The organism is Natronococcus sp. A-GB7 (genome assembly GCF_029688865.1).
Classification (GTDB): domain Archaea; phylum Halobacteriota; class Halobacteria; order Halobacteriales; family Natrialbaceae; genus Natronococcus.
The window spans coordinates 1-18,869 of record NZ_JARUKV010000012.1; the positions used below are offsets into that span (position 1 = coordinate 1).

Genomic DNA, 18,869 nt, shown 5'->3' on the forward strand with positions numbered 1-18,869 from the left:
CCACGCGGCTCGCCGAGGAGCACGGACGGCGAATCGAGACCCGCGTTCTCGAGGGTCAGGCCGCCGACGCGATCCTCGAGTACGTCGTCGAGGCCGGTGTCGACGAGATCGTCATGGGAAGCGAGGGGAGATCGGGCGTTTCGCGGATGCTGCTCGGTAGCGTCGCCGAGAAGGTCGCCCGGCGGTCGCCGGTTCCGGTCACGATCGTCCCGTCCGAACGGTAAGCGAGCTGGAACCAGCGGGGTTTTCATGGCGACTCTCGGAGGGACGGGTATGGACGATCGGACCGGAACGACGCTTCACACCGGCCTGCTCATCCTGACGACGGCCGGCGTCGCCTGGCTCTCGGGGCTGCCGATGGTGTTTCCGAGCCTCGGTCCGTCCGCGTTCGTGCTGGCGCTGTTCCAGGACAGCGACGCGACCTCGCCGCGACGGGTGATCGGGGGCCACGCGATCGGCGTCGTCGCCGGACTGATCGCCTACCACGCGTTCGCCGGTGGCGTCAGCATGACCTCGGCGACGGCACCGGGATCGCTCGCAGGGCTCCAGCTCGCGGCCAGCGCTGTCGTCGCGACGATGCTGACCGTCGGCGGGATGCTCGCGACCGACACACGCCACCCGCCCGCCTGCGCGACGACGCTGATCGTCTCGCTCGGCTTGCTCTCGACGCTGTGGGAGGGGACGCTGATGGTGCTCGCGGTCGTCTTGCTCGTCGTCGTCCACCGGCTGCTGCTGGCGACCGAGCGCGTCGGCGCGCGCTACGGCGAAGAGCTGCGACCGTAGCTCAGACGGTTTACTGTAGGCTATCTCCGGCACAACCCCGATCCGGGTCGCGGTTGGGCGGTACATCGGTACAGCGATCCACATCAGTCACCGGCGTCGCTCGTCTCGAGGTCCTCGCGGGGGAGCTGTTGCTGGAGCACGAACGGACCGAAGTCTGCGGCCGTCCGCCGTGCGATCGTCGCGATCCGGAGGACGTACGCAAGCAACACGGCGAACGGGCTGAACAGCGCCGTGATCGTCGCGGCGACGACAACGACGTAGACGTAGGAGTGCAACTCGAGGGCGAGCAGGTTGCCGTACGAGAGGACGATGAAGGCCCCGGCCAGCAGCGTCGGGAAGCCGACGTACAGCAGGATCTTCGAGAGATCCGCCAGCTCCTGTTGCATGTACACCGTCTTGAAGTACTGCCGGCAGACGTGGATATCGCCCAGCAGCTCCTCGAGGCGCTCGAGCTGGTCGTCGGCAGCCGCCGAGAGCTCGAACCGGTGGTACTCGCTGATCTTTCTGACCTCCTGGAGCTGCCAGGGATCGTTGTAGTGGAGGATGACCGAGATCACCTCGAAGGTGCCGAACGTGGTTTCCCCGAGCGAGTCGATCGAGTCGTCGTCCCGCGGGATCGTCGCCGAGACGAACTCCTCGACGTCCTCGCGCAGCTCCGCTTCCGCATCCAGACAGACGTTTCGGAGGCCGAGGCTCGTTCGGCGCTTGGCCTCGATCAGCGTCCGCAACAGCGCGGACGGCTCCGCGGGACTGGGCCGAACGCCGGTGTGTGATTCGATCGACTTCCGGAAGTCGGCGGTCTCCTCGATGCGTTCGAAGAAGGCCCCGGTCGTCCCGAACTCCTCGGAGAGGATCAGCTGGTTGATCGCCAGCACGACGGTAATAAAGGGCAGCATCCCGCCGATCAGCGTCGAGGAGATCGCGACGACGTCGTCGGCCGCAGCGGGGGTGATCAGCGAACTCCGGATCAACGCCAGGGAGGCGACGAACGTGGCGACGAGCATGAGTCCGGAGACGGCCCGCCGGTCGCCGTGGAGGTAGAGCCAGTGGAGCCAGGCGTCGGTCCGTGACTCCGCTCCAACGAGCGGATCGGGCTGGGACTGGGGCGTGTCGTCCTCGTCGGCGACCTCGTGGCGGCGTTGTGTCGACTCGTCCCCCATCCGTTCGATCGATGGGTCCTCGAGGCCGAAAGAACTGCTGCCGGCAGCCGCTCCGGTTCAGGCGTCGTTTTTCGCCGCCGAGAGGGCCTCGTACATCTCGTCGGCGAGTCCGTTCGCCCGGTCGCCGTCGCGGGCCTCGGCGTAGATGCGGACGAGGGGCTCGGTTCCGGACGGTCGGGCCAGCACCCACGCGTCGCCGTGATCGAGTCGGTAGCCGTCGCGCGTGTTGAGTTCGGCGTCGGCTTCCTGGGCGTGGTTGGCCGCGGCGTCGAGCATCGCGTCGCGCTCGGCCGTCGACTCGTACTCGATGTTACGCCGGACGTTGGCGTAGCCGCTGTAGGGGGCGACGATCTCGCTGACCCGCCGTTCGGCGACGAGTTCGAGGAACCGCGCGGCGGTGTAGGCGCCGTCGCGGGTGAGCCGGTAGTTCGGGAAGAAGATCCCGCCGTTCCCCTCGCCGGCGACGGGGACGTGCTTGTTCTTGGCCTCGAGCTCTCGGATCCTGGTGATGATGTTCGTCGATCCGATCGGAGTCAACTCGAGTTCGGCACCGATCTCGTTGACGACGTCGACCAGGCGCTGGGAGACGTTGACCGCCGAGACGGTGGTGTCCTCGGGCCCGAGTTCGGCCGCCGCGAGCGCGGCCAGCGTGGCGTCGCCCTCGACGTACTCGCCGGTCTCGTCGAAGAAGATCGCGCGGTCGCCGTCGCCGTCGTGGGCGATTCCGATGTCGGCGTCGGTCGACCGGACGAGCCGGCCCAGATCGCCGAGGTTCGACAGCACCGGCTCCGGATCGCGACCGGGAAAGTGGCCGTCGGGCTGGCCGTTGACGGTGACGACCCGACAGCCCAGCCGACGGAAGAACTCCGGGCTGGTCAGCGAGCCGGCGCCGTGGCCGGGGTCGAGCGCGATCGTCAGGTCGGCGTCGGCGATCCGCTCGCGGTCGACCGCCTCGAGCAGTTCGTCGACGTACTCGCGTCTGGCGCCCTCGACCTCGCGGACGCGCCCGGTCTCGTCCCAGGAGGCGACGGTAAACGCCTCTGCGAGCAGCGTCTCCTCGATCGACTCGAGGTCGGAGACGGCGAGTTCGACGCCGTCGCGGTCGACGAGCTTGACGCCGTTGTACTGCGGCGGGTTGTGCGAGGCCGTGATGACCATGACGGGGACTCCCTCCCGTTCGGCGTACGCCTGTGCGCCCGGCGTCGGCATGATCCCGAGCCGATCGACGTCGGTCCCCGTACTCGCCAGCCCGCTCGCGGCGGCGTCGGCGAGCATCTGGCCGGTGTATCGCGTGTCGCGCGCGATCGCGATACGGCCGACCCCCCAGGCCGTCCCCGCTGCCTTCGCGACGCGCAGGACGAACGCGGGCGTCAGCTCCTCGTTGGCGACGCCCCGCGTCCCGCTCGATCCGAATACTTGCATCACGTAGTAGTCGGGTTGGCCCCCCCAAATGGGTTCCGAAGCCGACGGACAGACGGAACGCTTTCGGTTCGCCGTCCCGATCCTCGAATCATGGATTCGATCGAGGAGAAACGCGTCTACGGCGATCGGGAGGGCGCTACTCAGATCTACGTCGCGAGTTCCTTCGGTGTCGTCCGCGTGCGGGTCGCCGGCGATACGGTCGGCGAGTTCGGGCTCTGTGAGCGCCGTGACGCCGTCGACGTCGCCGCGACCGCAGACGGGATCGCCGTCGCGACCGACGACGACGTCGAACTGCTCGAGCCCGCGGCCAACGCGAGCGACGCCGAGCTCGTCGGAACCGGGTTCGGTTCCGCCGTCGCGGTCGGCGCCGACGGGTCCAGGCTGCTCGCTGCGGGCCCGGACGGACGGGTCGCCTATCGAGAGGACGACGAGTGGCAAACGCTTTCCGACGGGTTCGAACCGACGGTTCGGGCGATCGACGGCGACCTCCTCGCGACCGATCGAGGCGTCTACCGCGTCCACGACGGCGGGCTCGATCACGCCGGGCTTACCGACGTCCGCGACGTGTCGGCCGCGGGCGTTCCGCTCGCCGCCACCGCCGACGGCCTCTACAAGCTCGGCAACGGCTGGATGGAGGTTCTCGAGGGCTCGTTCGAGGTCGTCGCTGCGGACCCCCGATCCGAGCCGGGGAGTCTCGTCCGGGCACACGCAGTCTCGGAGACGAGTGTCTACGAGTACGGCGAGGAGGTCGGGGAGTGGCGCGAGCTCGATGTGCCCGGGGAGATCGTCGACGTCGGCTACGCCGACGCGGTCTACGCCGTCACCGCCGACGGCCGGTTCCTCGCGGCGACCGACGGCGAGTGGCGCTCCCAGACCCTCGGGATCGACGGCGTCACGGGGCTGGCCGTCGTCCCCGCGTGAGCACCGTCCTCGAGCGGCTCGAGCGATCCGATCTCGGGACGCGAGCGTTTCGGACCCTCCGTGGGCTGGGCTACGGCGCCTACTACCGGCTGGCGGCCTCGAACTACGATCGAGAGCTGTTCCTGCGCCGGAACCGGACGCCTGCGGGAACGTTCCGGTGTTACGAACCGCTCAACCGCCACGGCGACGACCGAATGCTCGCGGAGCTCGAGGCCTGCTGCGGTCCCTCGGCGGTCGTCTACGACGTCGGCGCGAACGTCGGAATCTATGCGCTCGCGCTGGCGACCGACGCGCCGGATCGACGGGTCGTCGCCTTCGAACCCGCACCGCGAACAGCCGACCGACTGTGCGCGAACGTCCGACTGAACGGGCTCGAGGATCGGATCGACGTCCGAGCCTGTGGGATCGGCGACGAGCGCGGCGACCGTCCGTTCTACGTCTCGACGTACCCCGAGCTCTCGGCGTTCGACCGGGCCGGCGCCACCCGCTGGGAGGCCTCGGTCGCCGACGTCCGACCGGTTCCGGTTCGTCGGCTAGACGATCTCGTCTCGGGGTTGCCGGCGCCCGACGCGATCAAGATCGACGTCGAGGGGGCCGCACCCGCGGTGGTTCGCGGCGCTCGAGCGGTCCTCGAGCGACACGAACCGACGGTGTTCGTCGAGATCCATCGGGAGGGGCTCGAGGACGACGCCCCGGCCGAGACGAGAGCGGCGCTCGAGGCCGTTGGCTACCAGGTTCGGGAGCGAGAGACGTACTGGCGCTGTGAGCTCCGCGGGGAGTGATTACACGGAACAACAGGCACGGAAACGCGGTCTACGGGCCGCTCGAGCCGGGATCTCCGGCGACCGCGTCGCTTATTTACCGTATAATAATCCCTCGAGCGTCGGTACGACCGATCGATGGTTCTGCTCTGTGGGTCGTCGTTCTTCCCGCTTTGCCGGTCGGCCGTACGACGGCGTTCGAACGGTAGCTCGTCGATACGAAATCGGAAACACGACTTCGGTGCCGTCCTCGGCGTCGATTCGACCGCCGTCTCCCTGGCGGACGCTCCGATCGAGCGAAAGGGGAGAAAGTCGATCGGGATCGGAACACGATGCACTCTTCGGGCAGCGTTCGAAACACCCCCTAACGAATGAAGCGGAGCATCACCAGCGGCTTTCTCTCGATCCTCGGCGTGAAGTTTCTCCTCATTAGTCTCGACTTTCTCTCCTCACCGCTGCTGACCCGGTTCCTCGGGGAAGGGTACGGCGACTACGCGGTCCTGATGTCCATCTTCGCGATCTATATGATCTTCGTCAGCACGGGCGTCGGCGACGGCGTACGGAAGTACGTCGCGGAACAACGCGACACTCCTCACTGGGACGAACACGTGGTCGGGTTCTACCTCCGACTGGCGCTGTTGCTCGCCGCCATCGGCTGTTTCTTCCTCGCACTGGCGGCCCGATCCGGTTTCATTCAGAACCACCTCGGCGCCTCCTACCAGACGTACTTCTATCTCCTCTCGCTGCTCGTCTTCACCTCCCAGTTTCGCGAGTACACGCGCCGAACGCTGATGGGATTCGGCCTCGAGCGTTACTCCGAACCGCTGCTCTTTCTCGACAAGATCCTGTTTATCACCGTGGGCGTCGGGCTCGCATACGTCGGATACGGCATTCCTGGCGTGCTGATCGGCCACATGACCGGTGCGGTGGTAACGTCGCTGATCGGTCTGGCGGCGATCCACCGGCAGGTACCGCTGACGAAGGCGCTGTTCAAGATTCCCTCGCGGGAGTTTCCGCGCCGTGAACTCTTCGCGTACAACGGGCTCAGCATCGTGCTGATCCTGTTTCTGACGTCGCTGTACGAGGTCGACGTCGTGATGCTCGGCTTCTTCACCACTGCCCAGGAAACCGCCTACTATCGGATCGCGCTCACTCTCGCGGAGTTCCTCTGGATCGTCCCGCTGGCGCTTCAGAACGTCCTCCTGCACTCGACGTCGAACATCTGGGCGAACAACGACCGCGAGCGGATCAACTCGCTCGCTGCCCGCATCACGCGGTACACGCTGTTGTTCACCCTGCTGCTGGCGGTCGGTCTCGCGGCGCTCGCGCCGGTTGCTCTACCGATCATCTACCCCGACGACTACATCGCGAGCTACGTGCCGATCCTCCTGTTGCTCCCCGGCTGCGTCGGGTTCGCCCTGGCACGACCGGTCCTCGCGATCGGTCAGGGGAAAGGCGACCTCCGAAAGCTGATCGTCGCGACCGGTGCGGCAGCGATAATCAACGTTACACTCAACGGACTGCTGATCCCTCCGTACGGGATGTACGGCGCCGCCGTTGCAACCAGTATCAGTTACGGGCTCATGTTCGTGTTCCATCTCTGGAGCGCCAGGGCGATCGGGTTCTATCCGGCCGCGGACGCCCGAATCCCGCGGGCGATACTCGTGGGCGTCTCTGCGGCGATTCCGATCTTCCTCCTGACGGAGCTCCTCGGCGGCTCGGCCATCCCGCTGGTCGTCTTCGACCTCCCCGTCTCGTTGATCGTCGTCCCGCCGGTCGGCGCGATCGTCTTCTTCGGACTCTCGATCCTCTTCGGTGCGGTCGACGTCGACGAAATCGTCGACTTCCTCGAGTCGGCGCCGGACCCGATCGGCCAGTTCGGCTCGAGCCTCCGGTAGCCGTGCCACGAGACGACGCGATCGCTAGCCGCTGTCGACCTCGCAGAACGCGAGCCGCCAGTTCGAGGCGTCCGTGAGCCGACGGCCCGAGAGGGTCCAGTCCGTCGGCTCCGTTCCCGACGGTCTGACGACGTGGGTCGACGAGGAGGTAGCCCACGTCAGGGGCGGTCGCTGATCGCTGTGGAACCCGCGCGCCCGGAGCGCACCGTCCGGGATCACCGAGCCGGGGGTGACGAGGACGTCGGCGTCCGCGTTCTCCCGAACGATGTCCTCGAGCAGTCCCGACAGGATCGCGGTTCGGTACGCCTCGGTTCCCGCCGCAAGCGGGAGCACGTCGACGATCCGAACGGTCGTCGGCCCGTCGGCTCGCTCTCGCCGGCCGTAGACCAGCGCTGCGACGGCGTCCCCGTTGCGGGTCGCGAGAACGGTCCGATAGCTCCACAGCGGGTTCTCGAAGCGCCACTCGTAGAACGGCTCGTCGCGAACGACGTGAAACGCCGACACCGTCTCGGCGTCGGCCAGCGCCGCGAGCGTCGCAGCCGGCACCCCGTCGTACCGCGACCGATCGACCGCGTCGCTCGAGTCGGCGCGGCGGTCCCTGAGCGCGCCGTAACTGCTCGCGGCGGTCCGGGCGAGTGCCTCGACGGGCTCGAGAGCCGGGAGCCATGCGGTCGGGTTCTGGATCCGGTAGTAGGTCTCCCGCTCGCCGACGACCCGCCAGCCGAGCTTGAGGTTACCCGGCAGCGAGCGGTGGTTCGGGAAGTTGAAGAAGAGGTCGACGTCGTCCTCGTAGCGTTCGATCGCGCGTTCGGTCATCCGGGTAAAGAGCCCGCGTCGCTGGTGGTCGGGGTGAACCATCGAGTCGCAGGGCTCGAAGGCGTCGTACCGGTCGTCTCCCGCGGCGACCCGGAGCGGGAAGAACGATCGAGCGCCGACGAGTTCGCCGTCGCGCTCGGCGACGACGATCGGAACGTGGTCGACGTAGGGGTTCGCCTCGTACTTCCAGGCGAACCAGTCCGTTCCCATCCGTCCGCCGAGCACCTCCTCGAACAGCTCGAGGAACGGCTCTCTGTCGGCCGGTTCGTATCGCCGGATCTCGTACGGGTCGGACATCGTGTGTAGTTACAACGACTTCGCGCGTACGGGTCGAGAGCGTTCCGCCCGCCGCACGTCGTCGGCGATGCCGCCCATCGTATCGACGCGGAGATCACTGGATTCGCGCCGACGGTCGATATGCCGAACGATCGACCGAAGTCGCCGGTGGTGGGCGGGGGTCCGGAGGTTGTGGGGGTGTAGCCAGAGGTGTAAGACGCCGTCGGTCTCGGCGACCTCGTCGATCCCGGCTTTGACCTGTCTGAGGACCGGATCTTTCCCGAGCGCGGCGAACGGTTTCTCGTACTCCTGGCCGAAGTTGAACAGGTAGATCGACGCCGGAACGTTGACGAGCCCGTACTCGTCGACGTGCGGTTCGACGATCGGCGGCGTCGGTTTCCCGACGACCGCACTCGAGACCTTCGTGAGCTGTCGGCCGATCGTCCCACGCTCCTCGAGCAGCCGGTTCACGCCGCGATAACACTCGAACCCGTGCTCTGCGAGCAGGTCCCGGTGGCGGACCCTGTTGACCGGGAAGACGAACGACGAGAGGTCGTACCCCTTTTGAGCCGCGGCCCGGGTGCAGTTTTCGATTTCACGGGCCGCGAACTCCTCGCTCATCCGCTCGTGCTCGAGGTGAACGTGGGTGAAGCCGTGGCCACCGATCTCGTGGTCGACGGCGGCGTCCGCGATCTCCCCGACGAGTTCGTCCGCACACCAGACGTCGTTCGCCTCGAGGTCGCCGACCGCGTGCTGACAGCAGCGCTCGCCGGCCGGGTGGTCCCGGTGACAGCGCGGACAGGAGTCCAGAAACAGGTGGCCGGTGACCGCCCAGGTTGCCGGAACCTCGTAGGCGTCGAACAGGTCCCGGAGGTGAAGCCAGTTCTCGCGTGTGTTCCGGAGCAGCGACTCCGGAACCTCCCTGTCGTGAAACCCCCAGCCGAGTTCCGCGTCGAGAGAGATGACTACTTTCCCCATCGTATCACCCGAGCGTATCCGCGACGGTGGTTGCTCGCGAGCATCCATCGCTCGCCCGGCGTAGCGCAGAGAGACGGCCGACCTGCAGCCCCTTCGCCGCGTACTGTTGACGATTCATCTCTGTCGGAGCGTGGGTTTTACCGGGTATAGTGTTTAATCTGTTAAGCAAAAGTCCGAATATTACTACGGTTTCTCGCCGTTCGAACCCCGCTGTAGTGGCCGAAAGCCGAGTAAAGAGTTCGCTCGAGTTACAGTAGTCGAACGGCGTTATCACGGCCGGCAGCTGCCTGCCGTTCGATCGATCCGCCTCGCGAAGGCGCCCGATTTCGCTCCGCGAACGGTCCGACGCCGCTCCCGGGTGCGATTTCTGCGGCGATCGTTGCTCGTTCGGTCGCGACGGCAGCGTTCGCTATCATCGTGATAAGTGGTGGCAGGCGGCGTTGTCACTGTGAAACGGTTGGCGGGCCAAGGTTTGTGCCCCTCGAGCCCGCTCGTCGAATCGACACGCTAAGGCGGGCCGACGAGAAATCCGAACCGATGGCGACGCTTTCGATCACCGGCGGACAGGTGCTGTTGCCCGACGGGACGGTGACGCGCGCGGATGTACTGATCGACCGGGACGACGGCGAGATCCTCGAGGTCGGGGCCGACCTCGAGGCCGAGGACTCGCTCGACGCCTCGGGCGCGCTCGTGACCCCCGGGCTCGTCAACGGTCACAGCCACGTCGCGATGACGCTCCTGCGGGGGTACGCCGACGACAAACCGCTCGAGAGCTGGCTTCGGGAGGACATCTGGCCGGCCGAGGGCGAACTCACTCCTGACGACGTTCGGACCGGAGCGGAGCTGGGACTGCTCGAGATGATCAAAGGCGGGACGACCGCCTTCGCCGATATGTACTTCGAGATGCCCGAAATCGTCGACGCCGTCGACCGAGCGGGGCTTCGCGCGCGGCTCGGTCACGGCGTCGTCACCGTCGTCAAGGACGACGCGGGGGCCCGCGAGGACTTAGAGACGAGCCTCGCGTTCGCCCGCGAGTACGACGGCGCCGCGGACGGCCGGATCTCGACGGCGTTTATGCCGCACTCGCTGACGACCGTCGGCCGGGAGTACCTCGAGGAGTTCGTCCCGAAGGCCCGCGAGGCCGACGTCCCGATTCACTACCACGCCAACGAGACAGCCGACGAGGTGACGCCGATCGTCGAGTCCGAGGGCGTTCGCCCCCTCGCGTACGCCGCCGAGCTGGGGATGCTCGAGCCCGAGGACTTCGTCGCCCACGGCGTCCACGTCGACGAGAGCGAGATCGGCCTGCTCGCGGAAGCGGGGACAGGCGTGGTCCACTGTCCGGCCTCGAATATGAAACTGGCCAGCGGGATGGCCCCGGTCCAGCGCATGCTCGAGGCGGGCGTGACGGTCGGACTCGGGACCGACGGCGCGGCCTCGAACAACGACCTCTCGATGTTAGACGAGGCCCGTGACGCCGCGATGATCGGCAAGCTCGCCGCCGAGGACGCGAGTGCGGTGTCTGCCGAACGGGTCACCGAGATGCTCACCCACCGCACGGCCGACGCGATCGGACTCGAGTCGGGTCGCCTCGAGGAAGGCGCGCCCGCCGACCTCGCCGTGATCGACCTCGAGGAGCCCCACCTGACGCCGGCTCACGACCTGGTGAGCCACCTCGCCTACGCCGCGGCCGCGTCCGACGTCCGCCACACGATCTGTGACGGACAGGTCCTCATGCGCGACCGGGAGGTGCTGACCCTCGAGGAGGACGCGGTGCTCGAGCGGGCGAGCGAGGCAGCCGAGTCGCTGGTTGCTCGCGCCGAGGAGTAGCGCGACGGGTTGGATCGACCGTTTCTGCCCTGTTTCTGTGGCCGCCGTTCGGTTTGTCGGCCGGCGGCTCACCCGGACGAGACCGAATAGTTTACTGACACATAATAGCAATCGAATTGACACATGTCGCGAACGCGCTCGACCGACGCGGCGTACGCGCCCTCGAGTCTACTACTCCGAGAGCTAGTTCTCGGACTGGTTCTGCTGACTGGCACGCATCTCTTCGTCGTCGACGTTCGGGCGTTCGCGTCGATCGGCGCGGCGATCCCACTCGTCGCCGGGGTCGCGACCGGCCCGTTGCTGCTGATGATCCTGCGCCGAACGAACCGCCCGAGCGTCGGCTTCGCAGGACTCGTCGCGTTATCGGTGGTCGCCGCGGCCGCGAGTTGGGCCGCTGGGGCTGCCGTCGCCGGCACCGAAGCGGAGGCCGCGCGGATTCCCGCGTTCGGAATCGGCCTTCTGGTAGGCAGTATCGCGCTTCGGCTCGCCGACGAGCGCCACCGAACGGTCGGCTGGTGATCGACACCGCTCCCTCGGCACTTCGGTAGCGTTTTCCCCGCCCTGGCCCTCCACCGACACATGACCGAGTATCCGCCGATCAGCGATCAGCTGGACGACCTCGAGTCCGCACGAGAGGAGGGTCGTCGCAAGATGGACTGGGCCGCCCAGCACATGCCCATCCTCGAGCACGTCCGCGAGGAGTTCGTCGACGACCAGCCCTTCGAGGGCGAACGCATCGCGATGGCGATGCACGTCGAGGCCAAGACCGCGATGCTCGTCGAGACGCTCGCCGAGGGTGGCGCCGACGTTGCGGTAACGGGCTGCAACCCGCTGTCGACCCACGACGACGTCTCGGCGGCGCTCGACGCCCACGAGTCGATCACGAGCTACGCGAAACGCGGCGTCGACGACGAGGAGTACTACGACGCCATCGAGGCCGTCATCGCCCACGAGCCGACCGTCACTGTCGACGACGGGATGGACCTCGTCGCGGCGATCCACGAGGACTACCCCGAACTGATCGACGGCATCGTCGGCGGTGCGGAGGAGACCACTACGGGCGTCCACCGCCTGCGCGCGATGGACGAGGACGGCGCGCTCGACTACCCCGTCTTTGCCGTCAACGACACGCCGATGAAGCGGCTGTTCGACAACGTCCACGGCACCGGCGAGTCCTCGCTGGCCTCGATCGCGATGACCACGAACCTCTCGTGGGCGGGCAAGGACGTCGTCGTCGCCGGCTTCGGCTACTGCGGCAAGGGCGTCGCCCGGAAGGCGTCGGGCCAGAACGCGAACGTCATCGTCACCGAGGTCGAACCCCGCCGCGCGCTCGAGGCCCACATGGAGGGCTACGAGGTCATGCCGATGGCCGACGCGGCCGAGACGGGCGACGTCTTCCTGACGACCACCGGAAACCGGGACGTCATCGTCGAAGAGCACTTCGAGAACATGCAGGACGGCGTCCTGCTCGCCAACGCGGGCCACTTCGACATCGAGATCGACCTCGAGGCGCTCGATGAGCTCGCCGTCGACCGCTACGAGGCTCGAGACGGCGTCGAGGCCTACGAACTCGAGGACGGTCGCCGACTCAACGTCGTCGCCGAGGGTCGACTCGTCAACCTCGCCGCGCCGATCTCGCTTGGCCACCCCGTCGAAGTGATGGACCAGAGCTTCGGTATTCAGGCGGTCTGCGTTCGCGAGATGCTCGAGAACAGCGACGCCTACGACGCGGGCGTCCACGACGTCCCCGACGACCTGGATCGGGAGATCGCCGAGATCAAACTCGAGGCCGAGGGCGTCGACTTCGACGCGCTAACCGACACCCAGCGCGAGTACATGGATAGCTGGGACCACGGGACGTAAGTTTCTTACTCCCCTCTCTCGAGCTCTCCCGAGACGATTTTCTCGTCACCCGGAATAAGGGAACCTTTCAACAGTTGTAGTTAGTTTCCCTGACGGTGGGAATCAGCTGCGATATATACGTCGTTGTCCGTCGTACGTATAGCTGTACGAGGAGAACGATCATGCAAACACCCACTACAAACCGACTCGAGAGCCGCCTCGGAGGCGTAACGATAGACGGACGACCCCACCAGCTGGGCGTCTGGGCGGTCTTCGGACTGCGCCTGCTCATGGGCTGGGTTATGCTCGCGGCGGGCTGGAGCAAACTCGTCGGCGACTTCAGCGCCTACGGCTACCTGGCGAACGTCGACCCGGCGAGCCCGGCCAGCGCCGTCTTCGGCGCGATGGCGGCGAACGGCACGCTGATGGCCGCCGTCGACGTGATCGTCCCGGTCACCCAGGTGCTGATCGGCGTCGCGCTGCTCGCCGGCGCGTTCGTCCGTCTGGCCGCGCTGGGCGCCTCGATCCAGATGGTGATGTTCTACTTCGGCAGCTGGGACGTCGCCGGCGGACTGGTCAACGACCAGCTCGTCTACGCCGCCGTGTTCCTGGTCCTCGGGGCCCTCGCCGCGGGACGGATCCTCGGCGTCGACCGCTACCTCGAGAGCCACCCGATCGTCGAGCGCTACCCGAAACTCCGGTACCTGCTCGGCTGATCGATGACCGCCTCTGGCTCCTGCTCTTTTCATATTGGTTTCAGCTGAAAGAGGAACGCCCAAGAGTGGCCTACCCCTAGGCCGGCACATGGCAACAGTAGACCGGGCGGACGGCCAGGTTAGATCGCTCCTCGTCGCCGTCTTCCTCTCGGTCGCCGCGATCGTCGCGTCGCAGTTTACGACGCTCCCGGCGTTCCTGCTCGATCCCGCGCTGCTCGAGTCGCCCGCGGAGGCATCGAACACAGCGACGTTCGTCCTGCTGACGCTGAACTTCCTGGGATTCTTCCTCGTCGGCGGGTTCTACCTCTGGTGGACCGAACGCGGCTGGGACTGGCTCGACCTCCGGATGCCGACGCGGCGCGGCTGGGGATACGTACTGGCCGGCATCGTCGGCAGCATCGCGTTCGTGATGCTCGTCAACATCGTCGCGACGGTGCTCCAGCTTCCCTCCTCGGAGAATCAGGTCGTCGAACTGGTCGGCGACGATCCGAACATGGTGTTGCTCATGATCGTCGTCGTCTTCCTCTTCAACGCGCCCGCCGAGGAGTTCCTCTTCCGGAACGTCATCCAGAAGCGCCTCTACGCCGCCTTCTCGCGGATGAGCGCCGTCGTCGTCACGAGCGTCATCTTCGCCCTGGTCCACATCCCCGCCTACGCGCTGGCGGCCGACGGCGGGCTCGCTCCGCTCGGCGCGATCGGCGTCTCGCTGACAGTCGTGTTCTTCGGCTCGGTCATCTTCGGCTACCTCTACGCGAAAACGGACAACCTCATCGTGCCGACGGCGGCCCACGCCGCGTTCAACGCCTTCCAGTTCGCGATCCTCTATCTCGTCTTGCGCTTCGCGCCCGAAGAGTTCGAGCAGATGATGGCCGTCGGCCTCGACGCGCTTGCAGTCGCGCTCTGAGCTTCGCCCCGTTTATTACTCCCGACCGGTGACTCACCGGTATGTCCCACGCGAAGGGCGGCCGCCGCGAACGAGAGCTCGTCAACGCGCTCGACGAGGCCGGGTTCGCGGTGATGCGCGCGCCCGCGAGCGGTGCAGCGACGGACCGCGAACTTCCCGACGTGCTCGCCGGTGACGGCGACACCTTCTACGCGATCGAGGCGAAATCGAGCGCAGGCGATCCGATCTACCTCACCGGCGAGGAGGTCGAGGCGCTGACGTACTTCGCACAGAACTTCGGCGCGAAACCCCGCATCGGCGTTCGCTTCGACCGCGAGGACTGGTACTTCTTCCACCCCGCGGATCTCCACGTCACCGACGGCGGGAACTACCGCGTCAAGAAGGAGACCGCGCTCGCCGACGGCACCGACTTCCCCGAGTTCGTCGGCGATTCGGAGAAGGTCACTCTCGAGGAGGTCGACCAGCCCGATGCCGCCCCCGACGAGGACGTCGTCCGCGTGCTCAACGCCGTCAAGCAGGGCGTGATGGAGGTCGAGGAGGCCGCGGAGCTGCTCGAGTAGCCCTTAGGAGTCGGCGGCCGGGAGCCGAACCGTGACGACGCTGCCCCGGGGCTCGTTCTCCGAAAAGGAGAGCTCACCCGACGACAGCGAGACCGTCCACTTCACCAGCCAGAGTCCGAACCCACTCCCGTGCTCGAGGGGGGTTTCCGCGTTGGCCTGGAGCGCAGCGAGTTCCTGCTTTGGAATCCCGGGCCCGTCGTCGGCGACCTCGATCCGCACGGCGTCGTCCCCGTCGACGACGCGAACGGAGACCGAAGGTCGCTCCGTGTCGTTGTGGAGCACCGCGTTCTCGATCAGATTCGCGATCGCGGTCCGGAAACTCTCCTCGTCGATGACGGTGACGGGGCCGGCCCCGCCGTCGAGATCGACGGTGAACTGCGCCTGCGGATACTCGCCTCGAGCGTCCTCGACTACCCGTTCGACGACCGCTGTGGCTGATGCAGTCGTCCGGCCGTCCTGGGAGTCGATCGCCCGCTCGAACTGCCGGGCCTTCTCGCTTAACTCGAGAACGCGGGTCGCGCTCGTTCGAGCCCGGTCGACGTACTCGCGGTCCGCCGGCTGAACCCGTTCCTCGAGGAGGTCGAGATAGCCGACGGTCACGTTCAGGTCGTTGCGGATGTTGTGGCGAAACACGCGCTGAAGCACGCTGCGTCGCTCGCGCTCGATGAGCTCCGTCACGTCGTCCAGGTAGATCACCCGTCCGGTGTTCCGTCCGAGACTGTCGGTCAGTTCGATCGTCCGTGGCCGAAACACCCGTCGGCCGGCCTCCGTCTCGAGGACGTGCTCGCCGCCGTCGACGTCGAACTCGGGCGGGAGTGCCACTTCGATGTCGGTTCCGACCGTCTCGTCGCCGAGCAACTCCCGCGCGGTGGCGTTGGCGTCCAGTAGACGGCCGTCGGCGTCGACGACGACGACGCCGTCGTCCAGCGCGTCGAGCAGTCGCGACCGGGCTACGGGGACGACGTCGATGAGACGGGTGGTGAAGATACCGATGCCGAAGAGAACGGCCGTGACAGCGAACCCGATCGGCGTCGGATCGACCGTCGGATGGGGCCAGCCGCGGAAGACGTACGCGATACCGACGATCCAGGGGACGACGATACCGAGGACGATGACGAACGACTGCTTCTGGTAGATCGCGGGCTGCCCGATCGCCGTCAGCAGGAGGAGTACGGTCCCCAGCGCGAGGAGTCCCCATCCGAACGCGGCGAACAGCCAGAACCCCGGCCCTCGACTCCGTTCCAGGACTGCCATCTCCCCGACGGTGGCGACGGCGAACTCGGCGTAGAACAGCCCGTGGCTCTGGGTGGTGAGTACGACCAGGACGGTCAGTACGGGCCCGACGAACAGGACCGCGGCGAGTCGACGAGTCACCCAACGGTCCCGTCCGGAGTACCGCAGTACGAACAGCAGGAACCAGATCGGTGCCGTCGTGACGCCGAGGTACTTCACGGCGGTGAGGACGACGTACGCCGTCGGATCGAGCGTGAACAGTCGGGCCATCGATCCGACGACCCAGACGGCGACGGCCACGACCATGCAGACGAACAGGCGACCGAGCGGCTTCTCCGAGTGGCTGCGCCCGACGTAGACCGCAAGCGCGATCATCAGTCCCGCGGCTACGAGGTGGCTCGCCCAGATGACGTCCGAATCGGTCACCCCGTACACGGCTACCCTCTTCGTCGTCGGAAGGTGCGGCGTACTTCTCCCGCCGGCGCTCTCCGGGCTCCGCCGACGGTATCCGAACGCTGTTCTCCCATCGTTCTGTTTCGGATTCACGAGCCAATGAATTTATTGTACGATAGTATAGTATAGTGAGCGAACAGAACAGTACGTTCTCGAGACGACCGCCGAAACGCGCGTCCGCTCGAGGAAGGTTTCCGCGGCTCCGTCGATCAGTTCCCATCAGTCCGGTCGTGTCGCGCATGGACTCCTCGAATCGAATCCGGCTTCGCCCAGTCGACACCACAAAGATGGAGACGGACGTGGGTCCGGTCAGTCCGATCGGAAGCTCGAGGCGGAACAGTCCGAACGTTCCGCCTGGCGACAGCACCACGATAGCCACGACGACCTGGACAGTGGCAAACGCGCTCCTCCCGTTCGAGCCGATTGTCGCGACCGCTACCCCCGATCGTTCCAAGCTCCTTCCGGCGCGTTTTCGACACCGCTGATACCCGAGAGCCGCTCGGGGTCGACTGATGCGTACCGAACGATCGGCTCGAACGCCTCGAGCGCGAACCGCTCCCCGTCCGCGATCCCGCGGCCCTCCGGGCGCTCGAGTTCGTTCGCGACGAACCGAATCGCGACGAGCGCCGTCCGACCGTTCCCGTTCTCGAGTCTTTCCTGAGCCCGTTCGAGCAATAGTGTGGCGGTAAACACGTCGAACACGTAGTGGGCCAGGCGCTTGGCCGACAGCTGGGCGTACTCGCCGTCCTCGCCGGCCAGCGTCGTGAGTGCGCCCAGCAGCTCGTGGTACTCGCTCTCGACGGTCTCGACGGGATCGGCGAGCGCCGGGTGGGAGACACCCTCGAGGCGCTCTTCGATCGCCTCCCGCAGCGGCTCGTGGGCGTCCTCTCGCTCGAGGGCCCGCAGCACGTCCAGCGAGAGGACGTTCTCGGTCCCCTCCCAGATCGGAAGCACCTGGGCGTCCCGGAGCATCCGGTTGGTGACGAACTCGTTCACGTAGCCGTTACCGCCGTGGACCTCCATCCCGTAGGAGGCGGTGTCGACGGCCATCCGAGCGGTGCGCAGTTTCGCGATCGGGATCAGCAGTCGCATCAGCCGGTAGGCGCCGTCGGTTTCGTCGCCGTCCTTGCCGGTCCGTTCCGCCCGTTCTCGTTCCGACAGTAGCCGCGCGGCCTCGAAGACGTACGTCGTCGCGGCCTCGTGGTCGACGGCCATGTCGACCAGATCCGCCCGCATCAGCGGGTGCTGGTCGATCGGCTTCCCGAACGCCTCCCGGTTCGCGGCGTAGATCTTGCTCTCGAGCAGCACCCGACCCATAATCCCGCAGGACGCGGCGGCGTTCGACAGCCGCTCGAGGTTGAGCATCTCGGCCATCTGCCGGAACCCGTTTTCCTCATCGCCGACGAGGATCGCCGCCGCGCCCGTGAACTCGACTTCGCCCGTCGGCACCGAGATCGTTCCCAGCTTGTCCTTCAGGCGGCGGTAGAGCTGGTCGTTGACCTTCTCTGGCGGGAGCGGTCCGTCCTCGAGCCGGTCGCCCTTCGTCACCGGGCCGTCGAATCGGTCGGGGTCGGCGTGAGGAACGAGAAACATCGAGAGCCCCGCGGTCCCCTCGGGCGCGCCAGCGGTCCGCGCGAGCGCGAGCGTCCCCTCGGCGTCGACGTTCGAGCAGAACCACTTCTCGCCGTACAGGCGCCAGCACTCCGCGTCGTGGTCGTACTCGGCGCGGGTCTCGTTGGCCCCGACGTCGCTGCCGCCCTGCTTCTCGGTGAGGAACATCGCCCCCTCGATCAGGTCGTCGTAGTCGCGGCTCGTCAGGGCCTCGAGGTAGGGCTCGAGACTCTCGTCGCCGAACTTCTCGAGGACGAGTGCCGCGCCGGCGGTCATCGCCACCGGACAGTCGAAGCCGGGATCGGCGTAACACAGCAGGTACTGCATCGCGAGGTTGTGCGACAGCGCCATTGGCTCCTCGCGACCGGGCGGAGCCTCGAAGGCGTCGGCGACGATCCCGGCCTCGTAGGCGAGGCGTTCGTTCTCGACCTGTTCGGCGGGATAGCGTACCCGATTCTGAATCTCGCCGTGTTTGTCGTAGGGCTCGAGTTCGGGTCCGTGATCGTCGATGTAGTCGGCGTTGTCGGCGATCAGGTGGCCGACGGTCTCGCCGAACGCCTCGAAGCGGGGTTCGGCCCACGCGAACGCATCGTCGGCGTACGTTCGACGGACCTCGCGCTGTAGAGTCCGGTCGAGTTCCCAGTAGTTGACGTTCCGGCCTTCCTCGTAGCGGCCGTAGTCGATCCCGTCGTCCATACCCTGACA

Annotated in this window: 17 protein-coding genes; 11 read left to right on the forward strand and 6 right to left on the reverse strand. The window is 66.8% G+C overall.

Going from position 1 to position 18,869, the window contains the following annotated elements; all coding sequences use genetic code 11:
* Positions 1-224 (forward strand): universal stress protein (locus QA609_RS12215; RefSeq protein ID WP_278302888.1); only part of this gene is annotated, 224 nt, incomplete at its 5' end.
* A 49-nt stretch (positions 225-273) separates the two neighbouring features.
* On the forward strand, positions 274-783 hold the full coding sequence (locus tag QA609_RS12220; RefSeq protein WP_278302889.1) for an HPP family protein: 510 nt from the start codon (positions 274-276) through the stop codon (positions 781-783).
* Between the two features lie 83 nt (positions 784-866).
* Here QA609_RS12220 and QA609_RS12225 read toward each other — a convergent pair whose 3' ends face one another.
* Complete coding sequence (locus QA609_RS12225; RefSeq protein ID WP_278302890.1) at positions 867-1,943, reverse strand: hypothetical protein; 1,077 nt, start codon at positions 1,941-1,943, stop codon at positions 867-869.
* 57 nt (positions 1,944-2,000) lie between these two features.
* Positions 2,001-3,365 (reverse strand): phosphoglucosamine mutase, encoded by a 1,365-nt coding sequence (gene glmM, locus QA609_RS12230; RefSeq protein ID WP_278302891.1) that lies wholly within the window; start codon positions 3,363-3,365, stop codon positions 2,001-2,003.
* Positions 3,366-3,455: 90 nt separating this feature from the next.
* Here glmM and QA609_RS12235 point away from each other — a divergent pair, with 90 nt between their 5' ends.
* The 3 genes from QA609_RS12235 (at position 3,456) to QA609_RS12245 (ending at position 6,945) form a co-directional block, all read left to right on the forward strand.
* A complete protein-coding gene (locus QA609_RS12235) occupies positions 3,456-4,286 on the forward strand; it encodes a hypothetical protein (RefSeq protein WP_278302892.1) in 831 nt (276 codons plus the stop codon).
* The gene (locus QA609_RS12240; protein WP_278302893.1) at positions 4,283-5,068 is read left to right on the forward strand and encodes an FkbM family methyltransferase; all 786 of its coding nucleotides are present in this window, start codon (positions 4,283-4,285) and stop codon (positions 5,066-5,068) included. The genes QA609_RS12235 and QA609_RS12240 overlap by 4 nt, the downstream gene beginning before the upstream one ends.
* A gap of 350 nt (positions 5,069-5,418) precedes the next feature.
* On the forward strand, positions 5,419-6,945 hold the full coding sequence (locus tag QA609_RS12245; RefSeq protein ID WP_278302894.1) for a polysaccharide biosynthesis C-terminal domain-containing protein: 1,527 nt from the start codon (positions 5,419-5,421) through the stop codon (positions 6,943-6,945).
* 24 nt (positions 6,946-6,969) lie between these two features.
* On the opposite strand, the gene QA609_RS12250 is transcribed toward QA609_RS12245, so the two are convergent.
* Together QA609_RS12250 and QA609_RS12255 are read right to left on the reverse strand one after the other, a co-directional pair.
* Positions 6,970-8,058 (reverse strand): GNAT family N-acetyltransferase, encoded by a 1,089-nt coding sequence (locus QA609_RS12250; protein WP_278302895.1) that lies wholly within the window; start codon positions 8,056-8,058, stop codon positions 6,970-6,972.
* Between the two features lie 9 nt (positions 8,059-8,067).
* Complete coding sequence (locus tag QA609_RS12255) at positions 8,068-9,015, reverse strand: polysaccharide deacetylase family protein (protein ID WP_278302896.1); 948 nt, start codon at positions 9,013-9,015, stop codon at positions 8,068-8,070.
* Between the two features lie 537 nt (positions 9,016-9,552).
* Here QA609_RS12255 and QA609_RS12260 point away from each other — a divergent pair.
* From QA609_RS12260 to hjc, 6 genes are all read left to right on the forward strand, one after another.
* Positions 9,553-10,845: an amidohydrolase gene (locus tag QA609_RS12260; RefSeq protein ID WP_278302897.1), complete on the forward strand. Its 1,293-nt coding sequence runs from the start codon at positions 9,553-9,555 to the stop codon at positions 10,843-10,845.
* A gap of 123 nt (positions 10,846-10,968) precedes the next feature.
* The gene (locus QA609_RS12265) at positions 10,969-11,364 is read left to right on the forward strand and encodes a hypothetical protein (RefSeq protein WP_278302898.1); all 396 of its coding nucleotides are present in this window, start codon (positions 10,969-10,971) and stop codon (positions 11,362-11,364) included.
* Between the two features lie 60 nt (positions 11,365-11,424).
* The gene (locus QA609_RS12270) at positions 11,425-12,708 is read left to right on the forward strand and encodes an adenosylhomocysteinase (RefSeq protein ID WP_278302899.1); all 1,284 of its coding nucleotides are present in this window, start codon (positions 11,425-11,427) and stop codon (positions 12,706-12,708) included.
* 161 nt (positions 12,709-12,869) lie between these two features.
* Positions 12,870-13,403, forward strand: a complete 534-nt coding sequence (locus tag QA609_RS12275; protein ID WP_278302900.1) for a DoxX family protein — start codon at positions 12,870-12,872, stop codon at positions 13,401-13,403.
* Positions 13,404-13,491: 88 nt separating this feature from the next.
* On the forward strand, positions 13,492-14,307 hold the full coding sequence (locus QA609_RS12280; RefSeq protein ID WP_278302901.1) for a CPBP family intramembrane glutamic endopeptidase: 816 nt from the start codon (positions 13,492-13,494) through the stop codon (positions 14,305-14,307).
* A gap of 41 nt (positions 14,308-14,348) precedes the next feature.
* Positions 14,349-14,867, forward strand: coding sequence for a Holliday junction resolvase Hjc (hjc, locus tag QA609_RS12285; RefSeq protein ID WP_278302902.1), 519 nt, complete (start codon positions 14,349-14,351; stop codon positions 14,865-14,867).
* Positions 14,868-14,870: 3 nt separating this feature from the next.
* Here the strand turns inward: hjc and QA609_RS12290 are convergent, their stop codons facing one another.
* Both QA609_RS12290 and QA609_RS12295 read right to left on the reverse strand, forming a co-directional pair.
* On the reverse strand, positions 14,871-16,535 hold the full coding sequence (locus QA609_RS12290; RefSeq protein ID WP_278302903.1) for a histidine kinase N-terminal 7TM domain-containing protein: 1,665 nt from the start codon (positions 16,533-16,535) through the stop codon (positions 14,871-14,873).
* 453 nt (positions 16,536-16,988) lie between these two features.
* Positions 16,989-18,860, reverse strand: coding sequence for an acyl-CoA dehydrogenase family protein (locus QA609_RS12295; RefSeq protein ID WP_278302904.1), 1,872 nt, complete (start codon positions 18,858-18,860; stop codon positions 16,989-16,991).
* Positions 18,861-18,869 lie beyond the last annotated feature (9 nt).